We start from the raw sequence: 22,303 nt of genomic DNA on the forward strand, positions 1-22,303 counted from the left end.
CGTCCCGTTGATGGAGCTCGAACGACGGCCGTCGGGTCTGACTCACCGGTCCCCCGCCGCGTGGCACGCGGCCGGAACCGGCATACAGTGGCGCGACCGTGCCGGAATCTCACCGGACTTCCGTCCCGCCGTCGTGGATATCGACGTGAAGGTACCGCGAACCGGCAGACGGGCCAAGGGGGCCTTTCGCTATGACGATCCGCTCGACGATCCGCGTGCAGCTCATCTCACCCGCCATCGGCCCGGCCCTGCGCGCGGCCCGCTTCGGCGACCTTCCCGAGGACGGGCCCGGCGCCGCGACGCGGGCGGTGGACGCGACCGGGGTGCGGCAGGCCGAGGCCGTACGGGAGGAGTTCCCGCACGGCGCCGCCGTGTACGTCTCGTCCGCACCCCGCTGCCGTACGACCGCCGGCCTGCTCGGCCTGGACGCGCGGCCGGTGCCGGAGATCGCGCCGTGGGACATGGGGCGCTGGCAGGGCAGGACCCTCGACGAGGTCGCGGCCGCGGAACCGGCGCAGGTGAGCGCGTGGCTCGCCGACCCGTCGGCCGCGCCGCACGGCGGGGAGACCCTGCTCGCGCTCTACGCCCGCGTCGGCCGGTGGCTCGAAACGCTGAGCCCCGAGACCCCCCGGGTGATCGCCGTGGCCGAACCGGAGATCGTCCGCGCCGCCGCCCTGCACGCGCTCTCGGCGCCGGCCGCCGCGTTCTGGCGGTTCGACGTACGGCCGCTGACCGTCACGGAGTTCACCGGGCGGGACGGCCGCTGGAACCTGCTCGCCGGCCGCCCGCTCACCGGCGCCGACGAAGACGCCGACGCCGACGAAGGCACTGACGAAGGCTCCGACAAAGACGGAGACGACTGACGGGGGCCTGACGGGAGCCGCGACAAGCTCCCCGGCAGTGGTCAGCCGCGGGTCAGCCGCGGCCCTTGGCGCGGTCCAGCGCGGCCACGCCCACCGCCGCCAGGCCGACCTGGATGATCAGCTCGATCCAGTCGAAGCCCCGGGTGTCCGCGACGCCGAACGCCGCCGCGACGAACGTACCGACCAGCGCCGCGACGATACCGACGCCGATGGTCAGCAGCACCCCGATGCGCTGCCGACCCGGCACCACGAGCCGTCCCAGCACGCCGATGACGATGCCGACGACAATGGCTGCGACAAAGCCGGAAATCTCCATGTCCCCTCCTCTTGGCCCGCTTGCTGTCGAAAGCGGTACTGACCGAACATCTGCCCGCCATGCCACCGTTCAGTCCTGCGGGCCGCCCGGCGCACCGCCCGGCGGGACGGGGAAGGTGACTTCGACGAGCGTCCCGCGGCCGGGCACGCTGTCGAGACGGACGCGAGCGCGGTGGAGCTCCGCGACGGCGGCCACGATCGCCAGCCCGAGACCGCTGCCCCTGCCGGTCCCACCGTGCCCGCCCCCGCTCCCGCGGCCCTTGCCGGCCCGGTAGAAGCGGTCGAAGACATGGGCGACGGCCTCGTCCGGGATACCGGGCCCGGCGTCCCGGACCCGGAGCGTCGCGTGTCCGTCCGCCGCGCGCAGTTCGACGGCGCAGGAGGCGTCGGGCGGTGTGTGCATACGGATGTTGCCCAGCAGGTTGGCCAGCAGGCTGCGCAGGTGTGCCTCGTCACCCAGTACGGTCACCCCCGGCCGGACGTCGACCGTACGGGGCCGTGCCGGTTCGACGGCCGCGGCGTCCCGGCAGGATTCCGCGACGACCCGGCTGAGGTCGACGGGCTCCTGTTCCGCCTCGGCCGCCTCGCCCTCGGCGTCGAAGCGGGCGAGCATGAGCAGCGACTCGACCAGCCGCGTCATGCGCAGGATCTCCGCGAGCATCCGGTCCACCGCCTCGTCCACCGCGGCCGTGTCGGGCAGTGCGCCGTGCTGGTAGAGCTCGGCGTAGCCGCGCAGGGACTGCAGGGGCGTACGCAGTTCGTGCGAGGCGTCCGCGATGAACTGGCGCATGCGCGCTTCGGACGTCTCGCGCGCGGCGAGGGCGGCCTGGACCTGGTCCAGCATGCGGTTCAGCGCGTCCACGAGCCGGCCGACCTCGGTGGCGGGGGCCTGGGTGGCCACGGCGAGCCGGTGGCCGAGATCCCCCGACGCGACCGCGTCCGCGGTACGCGCCGCCTCCTCCAGGGGGCGCAGTTCGCAGCGGACCACGGCGGTGGTGACGAGGGCCACCAGCGTGAGCCCGACCAGTTCCACGGCGACGATCGCCGCGGGATCGCCGCTGCCCAGCCAGACGGCGGCGGTGGCGGCCATGGCGAGCGCGCACAGCCCGGTGACGACCCCGCTGAGCCGGCTGCGCACCGGCCACCGCCGCAGGCGGCTCACCACCCGGCGGTTCAGCACCAGCCGGCTCACCGTCCGGCGGTTCAGCATTCCGGCTCCCTGATGCCGTAGCCGACACCGCGCCGGGTGTGGATCAGGGACGGGCCGAGGACATCGATCTTGCGGCGCAGATAGCTGATGTAGGTGGCGACGACGGTGTCGTCGCCGTTGAAGTCGTACGACCAGACGTGGTCGAGGAGTTGGGCGCGCGGGAGGATCCGGCCCCGGTGGAGCATGAGGTAGCGCAGCAGGCGGTACTCGGTCGGCGACAGGTCGATCGGTGTCCCGGCCCTGCGTACGGCGTAGGCGGCGGTGTCGAGTTCGAGATCGGCGACGCGCAGGACGGTGCCGGCCTCGCCCTCGCCGCCGGTGCCGGAACCCACGCCAGAACCCACGCCCGAACCCACGCCCGAACCGGCACCGGAACCCGCGCCGGAACCGGCACTTCCGATATGGCCACGGGTACGGGTACGGCGGAGCACGGCCTGGATGCGGGCAGCCACCTCGTCCAGCCCGAAGGGCTTGGTGATGTAGTCGTCCCCGCCTGCGGTCAACCCCTTGACCAGGTCCTTACGGCTGTCGCGTGCCGTGAGGAAGACGACCGCGTGCGGCAGTCCGTCCCCGCGCAGCCGCCGCATGACCTCGAAACCGTCGCCGTCGGGCAGCATCACGTCCAGCAGGATCAGCTCGGGAAGGCAGTCACGGGCCACCGCGAGGGCCTCGTGGGCGGTGGCGGCGGTGCGCACGTCGTAGCCGAGGAAGCGCAGGAACCGGCTCACCGTGTCGAGGATCGCCGGTTCGTCGTCGACCACCAGCAGCCGTCCTGACCGCGCCGGGGCCGCGCCGGCGGCGGTGACACTCCGCTCCGTCATCCGGATGCCCTCTCCGTCCTGATCGATCGGGGACTCGTCCGATCATGTCCGATCACCGGACGGCGCTCCATGGGAGTTGCGTGTGAACTCCGGCCCCCGGGGCCCGATACGGCGAGGAGGTGACGGCCGCCGACCTAGCGTGGGCCGGACCCGTACGTCCCCTCCCTCCCCCTCACCTCCTCGGGAGTCCTTGCGTGTCCACGCTCCTCCACCGCCTCGGACGCTTCTCCTACCGGCACAAATGGGCCGTGATCGGCGCCTGGCTCGCCGTGCTCCTCGCGGCCGCGGTCGCCGCGCTCGCGCTGATGAAGCCCTTCGCCTCGTCCACCACCATCCCGGGCACGGAGGCCCAGCGCACGCTCGATGTGCTGGAGAAGGAGTTCCCGGCCGCCGGCGGGCAGGTGACCGGCACGATCGTCTTCCGGGCCCCCGCCGGGGAGAAGGTCACCGCCGGTGCCGCCGCGCGGGCGGTCGCCGAGGCGGCGCGGCGGGCCGGCCCGCTCCCCGGGGTGGCCTCGGCCACCCCTCCGGCCGCCGAGGCGGGCACCGTGTCCGCCGACGGCCGTACGGGTATCGCCCAGCTCACCTTCGACGCCGCGAAGGCCGACGGGATCCCCGCCGCGACGAGGGCGGAGCTGGAGCGGACCGCCGCCGGGGCCCGCGCGGCCGGGCTGACCGTCGAACTCGGCGGTGCCGCCTTCACCGACGGCGAGATCAAGGTGCTCGGCCCCGGCGAGGCCGTCGGCGTGGTGATCGCGCTGGGCGTGCTGATCCTGGTCTTCCGCAGCCTGCGCGCCGCGATCGTCCCCGTGGCGACCGCGCTCGTCGGCGTCGGCGTCGGCGTCCTGTGCCTGCTGGCCCTGACCAGCGTGATCACGATGGACAGCACCTCGGTCATCCTGGCCGTGATGCTGGGGCTGGCCGTGGGCATCGACTACGCCCTGTTCATCGTCTCCCGGCACCAGACCCAGGTCAGGCGCGGCATGGACCCGGAGGAGTCGGCCGGGCTCGCGACCGGCACGGCCGGCGGGGCCGTGGTCTTCGCCGGCGCCACGGTCGTGATCGCGCTCGCCGCGCTCTCCGTCGTGAACATTCCGTTCCTGACCGTCATGGGACTGGGCGCCGCCGCCACCGTGGTGGTCTCCGTACTGATCGCCGTCACGCTCCTCCCGGCCGTGCTCGGGCTCATCGGTCCGGCCATCGCCACGAGCACCGTGCCCGTACTGCGCCGCCTGGCCCGGCGCGAGGAATCGCGGCTCGCCCGGGCGGACCGGGCCCCTCTGGGACAGCGCTGGGCGGCCCTGGCGGCACGCCGCCGCTGGGCCGTGCTGGCGGCAGGCGTCCTCGGCCTGGGTGTCCTGGCCGTACCGGCCGCGGATCTGCGGCTCGGGCTCGGCGGGTCACAGGACGCGGCCGGCTCCGCCGCGCGGGCGCAGAAGCTGGTCGACGACGGCTTCGGCCCCGGCTACAGCGGCACCCTGATCGTGCTGGCCCAGGGCCGCGGCGCCGGCCCGGGCGGGACCGGCGGTGGCGACGGGGCAACGGCGCCGGCCGCCGCCCGGCAGCTCGCGGACCGGGTCGCGGAGCTGCCGGGGGTCGTCGCGGTCTCCCCCGTGGTGCCCGCCGACTCCACCGACGCCGCGCTCGTCAACGTCATACCGTCCGGCGGTCCCGAGTCGGCGTCCACACAGCGCCTGCTGACCGACATCCGGGAGCTGCGGGACGGCATCGAGCGGCGCACGGGTACGGAGCTGAACGTCACCGGCGCGACCGCGGTGAACATCGACGTGGCGGACAAGCTGTCGTCCGCCCTGCCCGTCTACTGCCTGCTGGTGATGGGCCTGGCCCTGGCCCTGCTGACCGTGGTGTTCCGCGCGGTCGCCGTGCCGCTGAAGGCCGCGCTGGGCTTCCTGCTCTCCCTCGGCGCCTCGCTGGGCGCCGTGGTGGCGGTCTTCCAGTGGGGCTGGCTCGCCGGGCTCCTCGGCATCGAGCACACCGGCCCGGTGCTCAGCTTCCTGCCGATGCTGCTGGTCGGCATCCTGTTCGGGCTGGCCATGGATTACGAGGTCTTCCTCGTCTCCCGCATGCGCGAGGAGTACGTGCACGGCCGCCCGCCGACCGAGGCGATGGTCCGCGGCTTCGGCCACAGCGCGAAGGTGGTCACCGCTGCCGCGCTGATCATGATCGCCGTCTTCGGCTCCTTCGTCTTCGCCGAGCTGCAGGTGATCAAGGGCATGGGGTTCGCCCTCGCCGTGGGCGTCCTGCTGGACGCGTTCGTCGTACGGATGACACTGGTTCCGGCCGTGATGGCCGTCCTCGGCCGCCGGGCGTGGTGGCTGCCCCGCGCCGTGGACCGGCTGCTCCCGGACGTGGATGTCGAGGGCGAAAAACTCCTGCGCCGCCACGCGGCGGCCCCGGCCCCGGCCCCGGACTCGGCCCCGGCGGGGTCGCCCGCCGACGACATCCCCCACCGGCCGGCCCGCCCGGCCCCCGCCGACGGCGAGACCGTACGGCGGTAGCGGGCAGCGCGAAGACCGACGGCGGTGGCTACGCGGAGCGCGGGGGCATCCAGCCGGGGTCGCGGCCGGTCAGCGCCAGCAGTACGTCGAAGGGAGCCGCGTCCGGCGCCACCGGCACCGGCTCCCCGAACACGCCCATCTTCCTGGCCATCGGTGCCAGCGCCCCGAACTCCGCCGTCAGCAGGCCGACGAGGGCCGCGTCCGGCTCGTACGGCTGTCCCGTGGCCCGCGCCAGGTCCCACGCGTGCACGGTCAGATCCCCGAGCACCATCGAGCCGACCGTCCTGGCCGGCAGCCCCATCGCCCCCGACGTGCCCTCCTCGGCGCCCGGCGCGTCCCAGGCCTCGACAAGTCGCGCCGTCTCCGCGGCGAACCGCTCGCGCCACTCCCCCGCGAGATGTTCGGGGGCGGCGCCGAAGTCGGCGTCCCGCTTCGCGGCGAGCGCCTGGAAGTTCACGACGACCTGGAAGAGATGGTCGAGCAGGGCGTGGACGTCGTACTCGGCGCACGGCGTCGGCGCGCCGAGCCGCTCGTCGCCGATGCCGCGGACGACGGCAAGGGCATGGTCCGCCGCCGGCTTCAACAGTGTGCCGATCTTGATGTCGTTCGGTGTGCCGATCTCGATGTCGTTCTTCTCGCTCATGGGACGGACGGTAGGGACGGCGACGCCCCCGCGTCTTGAACAAACGCGACGCGCGGCGATACGTTCCGTGAATGGCAGGTCCGCGGCGTGACACCCGGGGCATCGTCGACGCCCCCGGCCTCTTCGCGCGCGTACGGTTCCGCCGCCGCGAGCCCGCGCCGGCCCTGCGGCCGTATCTGGAGCACTACTGGCTGATCGACTGGGACCTGGAGCAGCCGTACGTCTCCCATGTGGTGCCGCACCCGTCGGTGAACGTGGTCTTCCAGCGCTTCGACACCCCGGGCCCCGTGGCGTTCGGGGAGGTCGCGGGCGTCGGCCTGGAGCTGTTCGCACAGAAGCTGGAGGGCCGCGGCCGGGTGTGCGGGGTCCAGTTCCGGCCGGGCGGCTTCCGTCCCTTCGCGCCGGAGCGGCCGGTGGCGGAGTGGACGGGGCGCCGGGTGCCGGTCGGCGAGGTCCTGCCGACGACGGAGGCGGACCTCGCGACGGTTCTCGGCCCGGACGCCCCCGACGACGAGAACGCCCCCGCCGGCCCGGACACCCCCGAGGGCCCGGACACCCCCGACGACGAGGACGCCCGGGTCGCCGCGCTGGACGCGTACCTGCTGGGCCTCGACCCGCGCCCCGACCCGGGGGCCCTGCGCGCCATGGCCCTGGCCGACCGGATCAGGACGGATCGTACGATCCGGCGCGTCGCCCGCCTCACCGAGGAGGAGGGCGTCTCGGCGCGCTCGCTGCAAAGGCTCTTCGCCGCGTACGTGGGCGTCGGCCCGAAGTGGGTCATCCTGCGCTACCGCATCCACGAGGCGCTGGAACGCGCGGAGTCCGGCGCCGTCGACTGGCCCGCGCTCGCCGCCGACCTCGGCTACAGCGACCAGGCGCATCTCGTCCGGGACTTCACGGCGACGGTCGGGGTCCCGCCGACGGCGTACGCCCGCTGAGAGCGCCGCTGTCGGACCCACGACCTACAGTTGCGTGCCATGAGGACCGAGGGGACCGACAGCCGGGACGGCCTGGGCAGCGAAACCGGCGGAGACAACGGAGCCGGCGGGCCCGGGCCCGGCGAGGCCGGGCGCCGCGGCCGGGCCGGCCGGGAGCGCCCGGTACCCGGGCCACCGCGGGTCCGGATCGACGCGTGGTCGGCGGGCGACCTCGACCTCCTCCGGGCGGCCAACGCGGCGGAGCTGATGACCCACCTCGGCGGCCCCGAGACCGAGGAGCAGATCCTCAAGCGGCACGAGCGGTACGTGGCCCTGAGCGCGGACCGCACGGACAAGGGCCGGATGTTCCGCGTCGTCCTCCTCCCCGAGGAGATCCCGGTCGGCACGATCGGCTTCTGGGAGCAGACCTGGGACGGGGAGCAGGTGTACGAGACGGGGTGGACGGTGCTCGCCGCCCACCAGGGCCGGGGCATCGCGGCGGCCGCCGTCGCCGCGGTCGTCGAGCGGGCGCGGGCCGAGCGGACGCACCGCTTCCTGCACGCGTTCCCGTCCGTCGACAACCCGGCGTCGAACGCGCTGTGCCGCAGGGCGGGCTTCTCCCTGCTGGGCGAGCGCGACTTCGAGTACCCGCCGGGGCATCCCCGCCGCGTCAACAACTGGCGGCTGCGCCTCACCTGACATCACACAGCTCCACAACCACCTCCGCACCCCTTCCCACCTCCGCGCCCCTTCCCACCCCCGCCACCCGCGCCACCCGGCCGGGAAACCCCTGGCCCGCCCGGGCGCGTCGGTGGCATCCTGGCGGCGTGAACGGACCGGAGATCCAGATCGCCTTCGCCCCCGAACTGCGCCTCTTCGTCGCGGCCGAGCGCCGTACGGGACGCACGGCCCTGCGCACCGACGGCTCATCCACCCTCGGCCACGCCGTGGAGTCCCTCGGCGTCCCGCTCACCGAAGCCGGCCCCCTCCTGGTCGACGGCCGCGAGGTGCCCTTCTCACACATCCCGGCCGCGGGCGAGTCCGTGGAGGTGCGCTCCGTGCCCCGGCCGCAGACCGTCCCCGGCGCGCCCCTGCGCTTCCTCCTCGACGTCCACCTCGGCACCCTCGCCCGCCGGCTGCGGCTGCTGGGCGTCGACGCGGCGTACGAGAGCGAGGACCTGGGCGACCCGGCCCTGGCCACGCTCTCCGCCGCCGAACGCCGGGTGATGCTCTCGCGCGACCGCGGGCTGCTGCGCCGCCGGGAGATCTGGGCCGGGGCGTACATCTACAGCGACCGCCCGGACGACCAGCTCAGGGACGTGCTCCAGCGCTTCGCGCCCGTCCTCGCCCCCTGGACCCGCTGCACCGCCTGCAACGGCCAACTGGGCCCGGCGGACAAGGAGTCCGTCCAGGAACAGCTCCAGCACGGCACCCAGCGCGGCTACGACGTCTTCGCCCGCTGCGCGGCCTGCGGCCGGGTCTACTGGCGCGGCGCGCACCACGCCCGCCTGGCGGCGATCGTCGACGACGCGGTACGGGAGTTCGGCGACGCGGCGGCGTGACGGCCACCGGGCGCCGGGTCGCCGGGTCATCTCAGTCGCCGGGTCGTCTCAGAAGACGTACGGGTCCCCGGTGTCCGGGGCCAGGACGCGGTGCCGGTGGTTCTCGGGGTTGAGGTCGGTCGCGCCGCCGTTCCACGCGGTGTCGATCCGGACGACGATCTCGTACGGCGTGCCGGTCGTCCGCAGGTCCAGGGTCACCTCGTGGCCCCGCCCGATCGGCCGGAGCGGCCCCGTACGGCACAGGACCGTACGGTCGCCGGACCACAGGCAGGTCGGCGGCAGCGGCTGGCCCGCGACCATCGGGGCCGAGAATTCGAGCCGTACGGTCGCGTCGGCCAGCCCGGCGGGACCGTGGTTCTCGGAGCCGAGGCGGACCGTGAGCCGCCCGCTCGACAGGGTCACATGCCCGTGGTGGGCAAGATCGGCCTCGACGGCTTCCGTACCCGCGTCCCGCTTCGGCACGCTCGCTCCGGCCCCCGGAGCCGTGCCCATGACCACCGCCGTGGCGGCCGAGACCAGTACCAGCACCACTTTCCGCGTATCACCCATGAGCGGAAGATAATGATCATCACACTGTGACCCGGGTCACTCGCCGGCCCGACGCGCCTCCCGTCACCCGCATGCCGCAGGCCGTGGAGCGCGTGGCAGGCTGACCGCATGCTCGTACTCCGCTCCGCCGCCCTCTTCCTCCTCGCCGCCGTCTTCGAGATCGGCGGCGCCTGGCTGGTCTGGCAGGGCGTGCGCGGCGACGGCGCGATCGGCAGCGGCGGCCGCGGCTGGGTCTGGATCGGCGCCGGAGTCATCGCGCTGGGCGCCTACGGCTTCGTCGCCACGCTCCAGCCCGACGGCGAGTTCGGCCGGATCCTCGCGGCGTACGGCGGGATCTTCGTCGCGGGCTCGATCGTCTGGGGCATGGTCGCCGACGGCTACCGCCCCGACCGCTGGGATGTCACCGGAGCCCTGATCTGCCTGGCGGGCATGGCCGTGATCATGTACGCGCCCCGGGGTCACTGACCCGTCCCACACCCCTCCCCCCACGCCCCTCCCCCACGCCCCGCTCACCCGCGGGTCCTATCCTGACCGGAGTCGATCACACGCTCGATCACACGCGCGAGGAGTACGTCATGACCGCCGCGGGGACCCCCATCGCCGTCATCACCGGAGCGAGCAGCGGCATCGGTGCCGCCACCGCACGACAGCTCGCCGCCGCCGGCCACCACGTCGTCGTCACGGCGCGCCGCAAGGACCGGATCGAGGCGCTCGCCGCGGAACTCACCGCCGCGGGCCACCGGGCCACCGCGTACGTCCTCGACGTCACCGACCGCGCGGCGGTCGACGCCTTCGCCGCCGAGCTGGACCGTTTCCCCTCGGTGAACGTCCTGGTCAACAACGCGGGCGGCGCCCTGGGCGCGGACCCGGTGGCCACCGGCGACCCGGCGGACTGGCGCCGGATGTACGAGACGAACGTCATCGGCACCCTCAACGTCACCCAGGCCCTGCTCCCCGCGCTCACCGCGAGCGGCGACGGCACGGTCGTCGTCCTCTCCTCCACGGCGGGCCACGGCACGTACGAGGGCGGTGCGGGCTACGTGGCCGCCAAGCACGGCGCCCACGTCCTCGCCGAGACCCTCCGCCTGGAGATCGTCGGCACCCCGGTCCGGGTCATCGAGATCGCCCCCGGCATGGTCAGGACCGAGGAGTTCGCCACCACCCGCTTCGGCGGCGACAAGGAGAAGGCGGCCAAGGTCTACGAGGGCGTGGCGGCCCCCCTCACCGCGGACGACGTGGCCGACACCATCACCTGGGCGATCACCCGCCCGAGCCACGTCAACGTCGACCTCCTGCTCCTGCGCCCCCGCGCCCAGGCCTCCAACACCAAGGTCCACCGCGAGCTGTGAGCACCGCGACCTCGGCCCACGGCACACGGGGGCCCGCACCGGCGGCGCACACACCACGGGGGCCCGCCCCGGCGGTGCACACACCGGGGCGCGGCCGCCTCAGCCCTTCACGCAGATGACCTGCTTCAGCCTGGCCACGACCTCCACCAGGTCCCGCTGCTGATCGATGACCTGCTCGATCGGCTTGTACGCCGCCGGGATCTCGTCCACGACACCGGAGTCCTTGCGGCACTCGACCCCGCGCGTCTGGTCCTCCAGATCCTGGGTCGAGAACCGCCGCTTCGCCGCGTTACGGCTCATCCGCCGGCCGGCGCCGTGCGAGGCCGAGTTGAACGACGCCGCGTTCCCCAGCCCCTTCACGATGTACGAGCCCGTGCCCATGGACCCCGGGATGATCCCGAACTCCCCGCTCCCCGCCCGGATCGCGCCCTTCCGCGTGACCAGCAGTTCCATGTCCTCGTACCGCTCCTCCGCCACGTAGTTGTGGTGGCAGGAGATCACCGGTTCGAACGTCACCCGGGCCTTCTTGAACTCCTTGCGGACCACGTCCTGGAAGAGCCCCATCATGATCGCGCGGTTGTACTTCGCGTACTCCTGCGCCCAGAAGAGGTCGTTCCGGTACGCCGCCATCTGCGGGGTGTCCGCGATGAAGACGGCCAGGTCCCGGTCGATCAGCCCCTGGTTGTGCGGAAGTTTCTGCGCCGTGCCGATGTGGTGGTCGGCCAGTTCCTTACCGATGTTCCGGGATCCGGAGTGCAGCATCAGCCAGACCGCGCCCGACCCGTCGAGGCAGAACTCGATAAAATGATTACCCGATCCAAGCGTTCCCATCTGCTTGACCGCGCGGTCCTCACGGAACTTGACCGCGTCGGCGACACCCCCGAACCGCGCCCAGAAGTTCTCCCACCCCGCCGTCGGGAATCCGTGCAGCCGCCCCGGATCCACCGGGTCGTCGTGCATCCCGCGGCCCACCGGAATGGCCTGCTCGATCTTGGAGCGCAGCCGGGACAGGTCGCCCGGCAGGTCGTTCGCCGTCAGGGACGTCTTCACCGCCGACATGCCGCAGCCGATGTCCACGCCCACCGCCGCCGGGCAGACCGCGCCGTGCATGGCGATCACCGAGCCGACCGTGGCGCCCTTGCCGTAGTGCACGTCCGGCATCACGGCGAGGCCCTTGATCCACGGCAGGGTGGCGACATTGCGCAGTTGCTGCATCGCGCCGTCCTCGACCGTCGCCGGGTCGGCCCACATCCGTATGGGCACCTTCGCGCCCGGTATCTCTACGTACGACATATTTCCTCAATTCCCCCGAAAGTCCGAATAACGCAAAAACCGGAGCAAAGGCAGCCACAAAGGACGGGCGACCAGCGTCGACGGCATCGCGTGCGATAGACATTGTGTCCATCGACCGCCGTCCGGCGGCAAACAGTTTTGGCGGAAGGGAGCCCGGGACCGTGCAGCTCAAGGCGCCACGCGCGTACGCCCCCGGCCTGGCCGTGCTCCTCCTGATGGCCGTCGCCGGCTGTTCGGGCGGCAGCGGCGACGACGGCTCGGCGGGCGACTCCAAGCCCGGCGAGACGGCCAGCGCGACCGCGGCGCAGCCCGGCAAGTACCGGACCTTGCGCGAGGCGTGCGGTTCCGTGCCGCGCTCCACGCTCAAGGACCTGCTGCCGGGCGCCGCGTCGCTCTCCGAGGAGCAGCAGGAGAAGGCGTACCAGGGCACGGCCGCCGTGACGTACGACACCGACCGCCGCGTGGGCTGCAGCTGGAAGGCGGCCTCGCCCGCCGCCTCGCACCAGCTCGTGATCGACTTCGAGCGTGTGGTGTCGTACGACCCGAGCGTGAGCGACGACACCCGCGCGCAGGAGGTCTACGCGAAGAAGGAGACGGGCGCGAACCTCGCCCCCTCCACTCCCTCCTCCGGCACATCCGGCACATCCGGCTCGTCAGCCTCATCCGGCTCGTCCGGCACGCCGGGCGCCCCGGGCACGTCAGGCTCCCCGGGTGCGTCCGGCGCTCCCGAGGCCCAGACCGCCGCCCCCTCCGCCACGGCCTCGGGGAAGCCCTCGGGGTCCCCCTCCTCGTCGGCGTCGGCATCCGCGTCGGCGACCGGCGGTCTCGAACCCCGCGTCCTCGACGACCTCGGCGACGCAGCCTTCCTCGACGACGTCCTCGCGCGCTCCGGTGCGGCCGCCCAGCACCGCATGGTGAGCGTGGTGTTCCGCACATCGAACGTGATCGTGACCGTCCGGTACACGGAGCAGCCGGCCCTCGCCGCCGGGGTCCCCGACAGCAAGGAACTCCAGGACAAGGCCCGGGGACTGGCCCGTAGGCTCGTCGACCAGCTCAACGAGTAGGAGCGGGTACGGCCCGGCCGCGAAGCACCCGCCGCCCGGCGCCGGAGTCGGGCTCCGGGCCCCACGGGCCGGGCTCGCCGGTTACCGTGGCCGCGGACCGTCCGGGACAAACCCAGTCCGAGACAGACCGAGACCGACCGAGACCGACCGAGACCGACCGAGAACCGTACGCGACCGACTGAGACCGCACGCGACCGACTGACTCAAGAACTCTGAAGGAACCATGCACCGATCAGCCTCGCGACTCACCCGCATACTCGCCTGCGCAGCCGTTCCGGTGATGCTCGCCGTCGCCGGCTGCTCGTCCGACTCCGGCGACAAGGACAGCTCGGACAGCTCCGCGACCAGTCCCAGCAGCGCCCCGTCCCCCACCGTCGTCCCCGCGAAGTTCAGCGCGCTGCCCGACGCGTGCAAGACGGTCGGCGGCAAGACGGTCGGCTCGCTGGTCCCGAAGGCCAAGTCCAAGGGCGGTACGGCCGGCAAGTCCAGCGACCTCGCCACGCGCGGCAGCTGCTCCTGGAACGGTCTGGACGACAAGGGCGTCGACGGCTCCCAGTACCGCTGGCTCGACGTCTCCCTCATGCGGTACGACTCCGACGCGACGCTCGGCAGCGGCGCCAAGCGGGCCGGCGAGTACTACACGAAGGAGCTCGCGAGCGCCCAGGGCACCGAGGCCGCCAAGGACGTCAAGACGGCGCCCGGGACCGGCATCGGCAACGAGGCGAGCACGATCACGTACACGCTCAAGAAGACCGGTGTGGACTTCTCGTACGCCACCGTCGTGACCCGTACCGAGAACGTCGTCATCACGCTCACCTACAACGGCGCGGGATACGCGGGCGCCAAGTCCCCGAGCGCCGCCGATCTGTCGAAGGACGCGGTGGCCGCGGCGAAGGAGGCCGTGGCGGCCGTCGCCGGCGGCGGCGAGGGCTCCGCGGGCGCCGATGCCTCCGACAGCCCCGCGAAGAGCAAGGCACCCGAGCCGGAGTCCTCCGGGGCGTCCGTGGAGTCCGACGCCAAGGCAAAGTCCGAGTAATCTCGGTCACGTCCGCAAACCGGCACCCTTTCTTCCGTTCTGCCCGGAAAGCGGCCCTCCCCGGAGGGCCGCTCCCCGCTCCCCGCGCCACACCTCCCGCACACATGTGCCAGGCTGTGCCCGCCAGATGACGTCAGGACGTCATGTACCTGATGCCGAAACGGGGAGGGGTCGCGGGTGGCCGCGATGGAGCTGACACGTACGCACCGGATACTCATCGGGGTCGTCGTCACGGGAGCGGTGATCATCGCCGCCATCGGTTTCGCGGGCTCCTACGCCGCCGTACGCGAACTCGCCGAGCTCAAGGGCTTCGGGGCGTTCTCGCTGGTCTTCCCGATCGGCATCGACGCGGGCATCTGCGTACTGCTCGCACTGGACCTGCTCCTGACCTGGATGCGGATCCCCTTCCCGCTGCTGCGCCAGTCGGCCTGGCTGCTGACCGCCGCCACCATCGCCTTCAACGGCGCGGCGGCCTGGCCCGACCCGCTCGGCGTCGGGATGCACGCGGTCATCCCGCTTCTCTTCATCGTCTCGGTCGAGGCGGCGCGCCACGCGGTCGGCCGGATCGCGGACATCACCGCCGACAAGCACATGGAGGGCGTACGGCTGACGCGCTGGCTGCTCTCGCCCATTCCGACGTTCATGCTGTGGCGGCGGATGAAGCTGTGGGAGCTGCGGTCGTACGAGCAGGTCATCAAGCTCGAACAGGACCGGCTCATCTACCAGTCCCGCCTCCAGGCCCGGTTCGGCCGCAACTGGAAGCGCAAGGCGCCCGTCGAAGCCCTGATGCCGTTGCGGCTCGCGAAGTACGGCGTACCGCTCGCCGACACGGCCCACTCGGGGCTGGCGGCGGCCGGCATCGAACCGGTGCTGCTTCCGCCCGCGCCCACCCCTGAGCCGGTTCCGGTACGGGCCGAACTCCCGCAGGCCAAGGGCGAGCTGACGACGGACCAGCAGCAGGAACGGCAGCAGGACCAGGGCCAGGAACTCGAACAGCCGCAGCAGCAGCGGGAGATACCGGCGGTCGAGCCCGCGCGGCTGCGGAAGCAGCCCCAGCAGGGCCGACAGCAGGAACAGCAGGCTCAGTGGGACCAGCAACAGACCCAGCAACCGGCCCAGCAGCAGACCCAGCAGCAGCCGGCCCAGCAGCAACCGCAGCAGGAGCAGCCCCCGTTCCCGCAGCAGGCCCAGGCCCCCGATCCCGCAGCCGCCGCTCCCGCCCCTGCGCCTTCCCCCGCTCCCACTCCCGCCACCCAGGTGAGCCCCTGGTTCGCGGCGCCGCAGGTCCCGGAGGGCGCGTACGAGGGCGCGTACAACCCCACCTACATCGAGGGCCTTGAGCCCACCCCGGTCATGGTCCCCTCCGGCCCCGAGGGCACCCCCGACGGCGGCCCCGCGCCCGCGCCCGGCCGCAACCGCCGTCCCCTGAGCGGCATCCCGGGGCAGGCGTCGCAGTCGCAGTACCCCGACCCCGCACCGCAGTCCCCGGCGCAGGACCAGCGCCAAGGCCAGGGCCAGGGCCAGCCCGAGGAAGCGGCCGAGGACCAGCCCGTCTCCGGTCTGCCCGACGACATGTCCCGTGAGGAGGCGTTCTTCAGCGCCTTCCGCAAGTACACGAACGAGTACGGCGGCTTCCCCAACGCCCGCCAGTTCGCCATCTACCTGATGGACCTGTACGGCATCACGGGGCGCGGCGGCAACCCGCTGAGCGAGAACTCGCTCAAGACGTACCTCAAGGACTTCGGTCTGCGGTACCAGTCGGAACTGGACAACGAGTTCAGCGCCTGAGAGAAGCGTCCGCGCAACTGGCAGCCGCGGACCTCCGCCTCTCCCGGTCCCCGCACGACCGCCTGAACCGCCCGGGCGACGTGGACGATCCGCAACCGTAACGGGCCGGGCAGGTCAGGTCAGCTCAGGGCGAAGGGCCCTCCCCGACGAGTCACCCCGTACGGAGCAGAGCCCTCTGCCCGCCGTCTCACGTGCTCCTCAGCCGCCGAGCAGCTTCCGCACCCGGTCCGCCCCCACCGCCAGCAGCAGCGTGGGCAGCCGCGGCCCGGTCTCCCGGCTCACCAGCAGCCGGTACAGCAGCGCGAAGAACGCCCGCTGGGCGACCTTCAGCTCGGGCGTCGGCTTGGCGTCCGGCTCCAGCCCCGCCATCACCTTCGGCACCCCGTAGACGAGCGTCGTCAGCCCGTCCAGCGACCAGTGGCTGTCCAGCCCTTCGAGCAGCCGCCGCAGCGACTCGCGCCCTTCCTCGTCGAGCGAGCCCAGCAGCTCCTCGTCCGGCTCGGCGCGCACGATCGTGCGCGCCTCGGCCGGTACCTGGCTGGTGATCCAGTTCTCCGCGCGGTCGAGCCGGGGGCGCGCCTCCGCCAGCGAGGACAGCGGGTGCTCCGGGTCCAGCTCGCTCAGGATGCGCAGGGTCTGCTCCTCGGCGCCAGCCGTGATGTCCGCGACCGAGGCGAGGGTCCGGTACGGCAGGGGGCGCGGCGTGCGCGGCAGCTCACCGGCGGCCGTGGTCGTCGCCCGCGCGTACGCGGCGGCGTCGGCCGGCAGGACGGAGCCGTCGGCGACCTTGCGCTCCAGGGCGTCCCACTCGTCGTACAGCCGCTGGATCTCCTGGTCGAAGGCGATCTTGAACGACTGGTTCGGCCGGCGGCGCGCGTACAGCCAGCGCAGCAGCGGCGCCTCCATGATCTTCAGCGCGTCGGCCGGGGTGGGCACGCCGCCCTTGCTGGACGACATCTTCGCCATCCCGGAGATCCCGACGAAGGCGTACATCGGGCCGATCGGCTGCACACCGCCGAAGATCTCGCGCACGATCTGCCCGCCGACGACGAAGGAGGATCCGGGCGAGGAGTGGTCCACACCGGACGGCTCGAAGACCACGCCCTCGTACGCCCAGCGCATCGGCCAGTCGACCTTCCAGACCAGCTTGCCCCGGTTGAACTCGCTGAGCGCGACCGTCTCGGAGAAGCCGCACTCCGCGCAGGTGTACATGAGCTCCGTCGTCGCGTCGTCGTACGCGGTGACGGTCGTCAGGTCCTTGCCGCAGCCGCCGCAGTACGGCTTGTACGGGAAGTACCCGGCCGAGCCGCCGCTGCCGTCGTCCTCGGCGGCGGCGCCGGAGCCCTCGGCGGCTTCGAGCTCCGCCTCCTCGACCTTCTTCTGTGCCTGCTTCTGCCCCTGCTTCTGCGGTGTCTTCCCCTTGTCCTTGGTCCGGTACCGGTCGAGGATCGCGTCGATGTCCGCCCGGTGCCTCATCGCGTGCAGGATCTGCTCGCGGTACACGCCCGAGGTGTACTGCTCGGTCTGGCTGATCCCCTCGTACGTGACGCCCATCTCGGCCAGCGACTCGGTCATGGCGGCCTTGAAGTGCTCGGCCCAGTTCGGATACGCCGACCCGGCCGGCGCGGGCACCGAGGTCAGGGGCTTGCCGATGTGCTCGGACCAGGAGGTGTCCGTACCCGGAACGCCCGCGGGCACCTTGCGGTAGCGGTCGTAGTCGTCCCAGGAGATCAGGTGCCGGACCTCGTACCCCCGCCGGCGGATCTCGTCCGCGACCAGGTGCGGGGTCATGACCTCGCGCAGGTTGCCCAGGTGGATCGGGCCCGAGGGCGAGAGCCCGGACGCGACGACGACGAGTGGTTTCGTGCCGGGCGCACGTCGCTCCGCCTCGGCGATGACCTCATCCGCGAAACGGGAGACCCAGTCGGTCTCGGTGCTCTGAGCCACGATCGGCACGTCCTTCTTCTTTCCTCATACGCTCGAACGATCTCGTACGTCATTCTCCCAGGTACCACCGACAGAGCGAAAATGGCTTGTTGCCCCATGGGATACTGGGAGGACTTTCCTGGGAGGACTCTCCGAGGACTTCCCCTTGGAAGCGCACCCGGAGAGCACCCCCTCCCCGATCCCCGACAGGAACGGCACCCACGCCATGGCCCCGGTCACCTCCCTCGCCTCGACCGTCGATCAGCGCATCGCGGACGCCCTCTCGGCTGCCCTGCCGGAGGCCGGTTCCGCCGATCCGTTGCTGCGACGCAGCGACCGGGCCGACTACCAGGCCAACGGCATCCTGGCGCTCGCGAAGAAGCTCAAGGGCAACCCCAGAGAGCTGGCGACCCAGGTGGTGTCGGCGCTCGCGGCGCCCGGCCTGATCGAGGAGATCGAGGTCTCGGGCCCCGGCTTCCTCAACATCACCGTCGCGGACCGGGCGATCATCGAGACCCTGGCGGCCCGTGCGGCGGACGACCGGCTCGGCGTCCCGTACGCGGAGCGGCCCGGCACGACGGTGATCGACTACGCGCAGCCGAACGTGGCGAAGGAGATGCACGTCGGGCACCTGCGCTCGGCGGTGATCGGCGCGGCGATGGTCGAGATCCTGGAGTTCACGGGCGAGCGGGTGGTCCGGCGCCACCACATCGGCGACTGGGGCACCCAGTTCGGCATGCTCATCCAGTACCTGATCGAGCACCCGCACGAGCTGGACCACGACGCCGCCGCCCAGTCGTCCGCGGCGGACGGCGCCGGCGCGGACATCGACGGCGAGACCGCGATGTCCAACCTGAACCGCCTCTACAAGGCGTCGCGGGCGCTCTTCGACTCCGACGAGGAGTTCAAGGCGCGCTCCCGGGACCGGGTGGTGGACCTCCAGGCCGGGGACAAGGAGACGCTGGCGCTCTGGCAGCGCTTCGTCGACGAGTCGAAGATCTACTTCTACTCGGTCTTCGACCAGCTCGACATGGAGATCCGGGACGCCGACATCGTCGGCGAGTCCGGCTACAACGACATGCTGGAGGAGACCTGCCGGATCCTGGAGGAGTCCGGGGTGGCGGTCCGCTCCGAGGGCGCGCTCTGCGTCTTCTTCGACGACGTGAAGGGCCCGGACGGCAACCAGGTCCCCCTGATCGTCAAGAAGACGAACGGCGGCTACGGCTACGCGGCCACGGACCTCTCCGCGGTCCGCGACCGGGTGGGCAACCTGTCCGCGTCGACCCTGCTGTACGTGGTGGACGCCCGGCAGTCGCTGCACTTCAAGATGGTCTTCGAGACGGCCCGCCGGGCCGGCTGGCTGAACGACGGCGTCAAGGCCGTCCAGCTGGCCTTCGGCACGGTCCTGGGCAAGGACGGCAAGCCGTTCAAGACCCGTGAGGGCGAGACGGTGCGGCTGGTGGACCTGCTCGACGAGGCGGTCGACCGGGCGACGGCGGTCGTCCGGGAGAAGTCCGAGAAGATCGGCCTCTCGGAGGACGAGATCGTCACGAACGGCAAGCAGGTCGGCATCGGCGCGGTGAAGTACGCCGACCTGTCGACGTCGGCCGCCCGGGACTACAAGTTCGACCTGGACCAGATGGTCTCGCTCAACGGCGACACGTCCGTCTACATCCAGTACGCGCACGCCCGGATCCGCTCCATCCTCCGCAAGGCGGGCGACGCGGTCCCCGCCGCCCACCCGGAGCTGCCCCTGGCCCCGGCGGAGCGGGCGCTCGGCCTGCACGTGGACCAGTTCGGCGAGGTCCTCGCGGAAGTGGCGTCGTCGTACGAGCCGCACAAGCTGGCCGCGTACCTGTACCAGCTCTCGTCGCTGTTCACGACGTTCTACGACCAGTGCCACGTCCTGAGCGACGAGAACCCGGCCGAGCTGGTGGAGAACCGCCTCTTCCTCTGCGACATCACCGCCCGCACCCTCAAGCAGGGCCTGTCCCTGCTGGGCATCCAGGCGCCCGAGCGCCTGTAGCGCCCCTTCTTCGCTACCGTGCGCGACCACTGGTCGGTAGCGAGCCCTTCCACCCGCCAGTCACCCTCCGATAACCTGCGGTCACTGCTGGTGACTTCACCGTGCGAAGGAGAAGCTGATGGCCGGTTCTCACGGCGGCAAACCCGACACGGCGGAAAGCGACGGCCACAAGCCCAACAGACTCATCCCCCCGCCTGACCCGAAGCGTCCGGAGACGCCGAAGCGGTGAGCGGAGAAGGCTCTCCTGCGGCCCTCGCCGACCGGTTGGCCCGGGCGGGGCGCCTCACGCCCGCGTGGCGTGACGCCTTCGCCCGGGTCGACCGCGCGCGGTTCCTCCCCGACCGTGTCTGGATCCGCGGCGAGGACGGCTACCACCCGGTCGACCGCGCCGCCGAGCCCGCCCGCTGGCACGCCCTGGCCTACGACGACCAGGCCCTCGTCACCCATGTCGAGGACGTCCACGCCGGGGCGGACGGCGGTGGGACGGCCCATGTGCCGTGCAGTTCGGCGAGCATGCCGCGCGTCGTCGCGCTCATGCTCGACGCGCTCGATGTCGCGGACGGCATGAAGGTGCTGGAGATCGGCACGGGCACCGGCTACAACGCGGCGCTTCTCTGCGACCGGCTCGGCGACCGCCGGGTGGCCTCCGTGGAGGTGGACCCCCGTATCGCGGACGCGGCACGGGCGAACCTGAAGAGCGCCGGACACGCGCCGACCGTCGTCACCGGCGACGGCACCCTGGGCAGCCCCGCGCACGCGCCGTACGACCGCACGATCGCCACCTGCGCCCTTCATACGGTGCCGTACGCCCTGGTCGAGCAGACCGCTCCCGGCGGAGTGATCGTGCTGCCGTGGGGGACGGGCCTCTACAACGGCGTGCTCCTGCGCCTGACCCGGGGGGAGGACGCCACCGCGAGCGGCCCGGTCGTCGGTGACTCCGCCTTCATGTGGAACAGGGGCGAGACGCCCCACCGCGACGTGATGGCCACCGTACGGGCGCGGCCCCGGCAGTCCGCGCCCACGACCACCGGCCTCGACCCGCGCTCCGTCTTCGGCGACGAGGACGCGGCGTTCACCACCGGTCTCCTCGTCCCCCACTGCCGGTACAGCGTCGGCCACGGCCCCGGCGGCGAGTTCACGCTCTGGCTGGCCGACCACTCCACCGGCTCCTGGACGAGCGTCGACCACGTTCCCGGCGCGGACATTCATCCCCTCCAGCAGCACGGGCCCCGCGCGCTGTGGAGCGAGGTGGAGGCCGCGTACACCTGGTGGCAGCGGGCCGGGTCACCGGTCCGTACGCGGTACGGCCTCACCGTCACCCCCGCCGACCAGCGTCTCTGGCTCGACACCCCCGATCACGCCGTCCCCACGCACCGTCCCTGACCCGGCCGGGCCGCCCCGCCCCGCCACCGCGCCCTCAGCTCTCCCCCATCACCCCGTCACCCCGGCCTCCTCCGCCGGCAGCCAGGCGACCACCTCGTCCCCTTCGACGGCCTCCGTCGGCCTGAACCCCAGCGACGCGTAGAGATCGCGGGCCGCCGCGTTGTCCGAAAATCCGAAATCCATCATCGCCGCAAGGTAGGGAGGAGAAGACCGGCCGGCGACCGGTTTTACCGCGACCCGCGCGCTCCTGCGGGCCCCACCGGGGTCCTTCCGTGCCGCATGCGGGCCGTCTCCTCGCGCAGCCGGGGCAGCGCCTCGTACAGGGCGTCGCCGGGGCAGGTGGTGTCGAACTCGTCGCGGTGGCCCGAGATCACGTTCACCTCCACCGGCGTGCCCTCCGGATGCCGGCTGCCGTCGTTGCTGGAGACCAGCCGTGTCCGCCCCTCCGGGTCGGCGCCGGGCTTCAGTTTCCAGGCCGCCACCGTCGCCAGGGCCCGGAGCATCGGCGCGGGGACGGTCTCGCCCTTCTCGAAGTGGCCGAGGGCGGCGATACCGACGCTGCGCTCGTTGAAGCCGATCGTGTGCGCCCCCTTGACCGCCCGGTCGACACCGCCCGCGCGTCCCTCGTAGATCGTTCCGCAGCGGTCCACGACGAAGTTGTAGCCGAGGTCGGCCCACCCCATGCGGTTGATGTGGTGCCGCTCCATCGACCGCAGCATGGCGGGCGCATCCTTCCCGCAGTCGTACTTGTTCGAGTGCAGTGTGTGGTGGACGAACACAGCCTGTACGGGCCCGGTGTACAGCGGTTTCTCCCGTACGGCCGTCTCGTCCGCCCGCCACGCCCGCCGCTCCACCACGGGCGGCCTCGGCACCTTCGCGGGACGGGCCCGCGCTTCACCGCGGGGCGGGGCCGACCGGTCATGTGCGGGGGCGTCGCACGTCACGAGGAGAAGCCCCGGCAGGCAGAGCGCCGCCGCCACCTTGAACCGGTCGAACCCACGCTGCCCCATGGCCCCACTCTGCGCCCGCCGGCGCCGCG

The 22,303-nt window shown here is 72.4% G+C and carries 21 protein-coding genes and 1 riboswitch; of the genes, 12 read left to right on the forward strand and 9 right to left on the reverse strand.

What is annotated here, in order from left to right:
* Window positions 1-12: 12 nt before the first annotated feature.
* Window positions 13-160: riboswitch (cobalamin riboswitch) on the reverse strand.
* A 31-nt stretch (window positions 161-191) separates the two neighbouring features.
* Entirely contained in the window at window positions 192-863 is a 672-nt protein-coding gene (locus tag ACFXKG_RS32280) for a histidine phosphatase family protein (protein WP_384846580.1), read from the forward strand.
* A 52-nt stretch (window positions 864-915) separates the two neighbouring features.
* Here ACFXKG_RS32280 and ACFXKG_RS32285 read toward each other — a convergent pair whose 3' ends face one another.
* From ACFXKG_RS32285 to ACFXKG_RS32295, 3 genes are all read right to left on the reverse strand, one after another.
* Window positions 916-1,179, reverse strand: coding sequence for a GlsB/YeaQ/YmgE family stress response membrane protein (locus ACFXKG_RS32285; protein WP_382895890.1), 264 nt, complete (start codon window positions 1,177-1,179; stop codon window positions 916-918).
* Between the two features lie 69 nt (window positions 1,180-1,248).
* The gene (locus ACFXKG_RS32290; protein ID WP_384846582.1) at window positions 1,249-2,388 is read right to left on the reverse strand and encodes a sensor histidine kinase; all 1,140 of its coding nucleotides are present in this window, start codon (window positions 2,386-2,388) and stop codon (window positions 1,249-1,251) included.
* Complete coding sequence (locus ACFXKG_RS32295; RefSeq protein WP_384846584.1) at window positions 2,382-3,209, reverse strand: response regulator transcription factor; 828 nt, start codon at window positions 3,207-3,209, stop codon at window positions 2,382-2,384. The genes ACFXKG_RS32290 and ACFXKG_RS32295 overlap by 7 nt, the downstream gene beginning before the upstream one ends.
* 194 nt (window positions 3,210-3,403) lie before the next feature.
* Here ACFXKG_RS32295 and ACFXKG_RS32300 point away from each other — a divergent pair, with 194 nt between their 5' ends.
* The gene (locus ACFXKG_RS32300) at window positions 3,404-5,728 is read left to right on the forward strand and encodes an MMPL family transporter (RefSeq protein ID WP_384846586.1); all 2,325 of its coding nucleotides are present in this window, start codon (window positions 3,404-3,406) and stop codon (window positions 5,726-5,728) included.
* 28 nt (window positions 5,729-5,756) lie between these two features.
* Here ACFXKG_RS32300 and ACFXKG_RS32305 read toward each other — a convergent pair whose 3' ends face one another.
* Window positions 5,757-6,371, reverse strand: a complete 615-nt coding sequence (locus tag ACFXKG_RS32305; protein WP_384846588.1) for a TIGR03086 family metal-binding protein — start codon at window positions 6,369-6,371, stop codon at window positions 5,757-5,759.
* Between the two features lie 71 nt (window positions 6,372-6,442).
* On the opposite strand from ACFXKG_RS32305, the gene ACFXKG_RS32310 reads away from it, so the two are divergent.
* From ACFXKG_RS32310 to ACFXKG_RS32320, 3 genes are all read left to right on the forward strand, one after another.
* Window positions 6,443-7,309, forward strand: coding sequence for a DUF6597 domain-containing transcriptional factor (locus ACFXKG_RS32310; protein ID WP_384846590.1), 867 nt, complete (start codon window positions 6,443-6,445; stop codon window positions 7,307-7,309).
* 39 nt (window positions 7,310-7,348) lie between these two features.
* The gene (locus ACFXKG_RS32315; protein ID WP_384846592.1) at window positions 7,349-7,987 is read left to right on the forward strand and encodes a GNAT family N-acetyltransferase; all 639 of its coding nucleotides are present in this window, start codon (window positions 7,349-7,351) and stop codon (window positions 7,985-7,987) included.
* Window positions 7,988-8,115: 128 nt separating this feature from the next.
* Window positions 8,116-8,850, forward strand: a complete 735-nt coding sequence (locus ACFXKG_RS32320; protein WP_382895883.1) for a Mut7-C RNAse domain-containing protein — start codon at window positions 8,116-8,118, stop codon at window positions 8,848-8,850.
* Window positions 8,851-8,898: 48 nt separating this feature from the next.
* On the opposite strand, the gene ACFXKG_RS32325 is transcribed toward ACFXKG_RS32320, so the two are convergent.
* The gene (locus tag ACFXKG_RS32325) at window positions 8,899-9,399 is read right to left on the reverse strand and encodes a hypothetical protein (protein ID WP_384846594.1); all 501 of its coding nucleotides are present in this window, start codon (window positions 9,397-9,399) and stop codon (window positions 8,899-8,901) included.
* A 108-nt stretch (window positions 9,400-9,507) separates the two neighbouring features.
* On the opposite strand from ACFXKG_RS32325, the gene ACFXKG_RS32330 reads away from it, so the two are divergent.
* Window positions 9,508-9,864, forward strand: coding sequence for a YnfA family protein (locus ACFXKG_RS32330; RefSeq protein WP_382895879.1), 357 nt, complete (start codon window positions 9,508-9,510; stop codon window positions 9,862-9,864).
* 110 nt (window positions 9,865-9,974) lie between these two features.
* A complete protein-coding gene (locus tag ACFXKG_RS32335; RefSeq protein WP_384846596.1) occupies window positions 9,975-10,748 on the forward strand; it encodes an SDR family NAD(P)-dependent oxidoreductase in 774 nt (257 codons plus the stop codon).
* Window positions 10,749-10,847: 99 nt separating this feature from the next.
* Here the strand turns inward: ACFXKG_RS32335 and ACFXKG_RS32340 are convergent, their stop codons facing one another.
* Window positions 10,848-12,041 carry an RtcB family protein gene (locus ACFXKG_RS32340; RefSeq protein ID WP_384846598.1) on the reverse strand — a complete coding sequence of 398 codons (1,194 nt, stop codon included), beginning with the start codon at window positions 12,039-12,041 and terminating at the stop codon, window positions 10,848-10,850.
* A 215-nt stretch (window positions 12,042-12,256) separates the two neighbouring features.
* On the opposite strand from ACFXKG_RS32340, the gene ACFXKG_RS32345 reads away from it, so the two are divergent.
* From ACFXKG_RS32345 to ACFXKG_RS32355, 3 genes are all read left to right on the forward strand, one after another.
* Window positions 12,257-13,105: a DUF3558 domain-containing protein gene (locus tag ACFXKG_RS32345; protein ID WP_384846669.1), complete on the forward strand. Its 849-nt coding sequence runs from the start codon at window positions 12,257-12,259 to the stop codon at window positions 13,103-13,105.
* Window positions 13,106-13,328: 223 nt separating this feature from the next.
* Window positions 13,329-14,141 (forward strand): DUF3558 domain-containing protein, encoded by an 813-nt coding sequence (locus ACFXKG_RS32350; protein ID WP_384846600.1) that lies wholly within the window; start codon window positions 13,329-13,331, stop codon window positions 14,139-14,141.
* Window positions 14,142-14,318: 177 nt separating this feature from the next.
* Complete coding sequence (locus tag ACFXKG_RS32355; RefSeq protein WP_384846602.1) at window positions 14,319-15,929, forward strand: DUF2637 domain-containing protein; 1,611 nt, start codon at window positions 14,319-14,321, stop codon at window positions 15,927-15,929.
* 198 nt (window positions 15,930-16,127) lie between these two features.
* Here ACFXKG_RS32355 and lysS read toward each other — a convergent pair whose 3' ends face one another.
* On the reverse strand, window positions 16,128-17,885 hold the full coding sequence (gene lysS, locus ACFXKG_RS32360) for a lysine--tRNA ligase (protein WP_384846604.1): 1,758 nt from the start codon (window positions 17,883-17,885) through the stop codon (window positions 16,128-16,130).
* Window positions 17,886-18,081: 196 nt separating this feature from the next.
* Here lysS and argS point away from each other — a divergent pair, with 196 nt between their 5' ends.
* Window positions 18,082-19,881 (forward strand): arginine--tRNA ligase, encoded by a 1,800-nt coding sequence (gene argS / locus ACFXKG_RS32365; RefSeq protein ID WP_384846671.1) that lies wholly within the window; start codon window positions 18,082-18,084, stop codon window positions 19,879-19,881.
* Window positions 19,882-20,106: 225 nt separating this feature from the next.
* The gene (locus tag ACFXKG_RS32370) at window positions 20,107-21,264 is read left to right on the forward strand and encodes a methyltransferase domain-containing protein (protein ID WP_384846606.1); all 1,158 of its coding nucleotides are present in this window, start codon (window positions 20,107-20,109) and stop codon (window positions 21,262-21,264) included.
* 48 nt (window positions 21,265-21,312) lie between these two features.
* Here the strand turns inward: ACFXKG_RS32370 and ACFXKG_RS32375 are convergent, their stop codons facing one another.
* Window positions 21,313-21,450 carry a hypothetical protein gene (locus ACFXKG_RS32375; protein WP_384846608.1) on the reverse strand — a complete coding sequence of 46 codons (138 nt, stop codon included), beginning with the start codon at window positions 21,448-21,450 and terminating at the stop codon, window positions 21,313-21,315.
* A gap of 41 nt (window positions 21,451-21,491) precedes the next feature.
* On the reverse strand, window positions 21,492-22,274 hold the full coding sequence (locus ACFXKG_RS32380; protein ID WP_384846610.1) for an N-acetylmuramoyl-L-alanine amidase: 783 nt from the start codon (window positions 22,272-22,274) through the stop codon (window positions 21,492-21,494).
* Window positions 22,275-22,303: the final 29 nt, after the last annotated feature.

Origin of the sequence: Streptomyces sp. NPDC059255 (assembly GCF_042752355.1) — a bacterium.
In the GTDB taxonomy this organism is placed as follows: domain Bacteria; phylum Actinomycetota; class Actinomycetes; order Streptomycetales; family Streptomycetaceae; genus Streptomyces.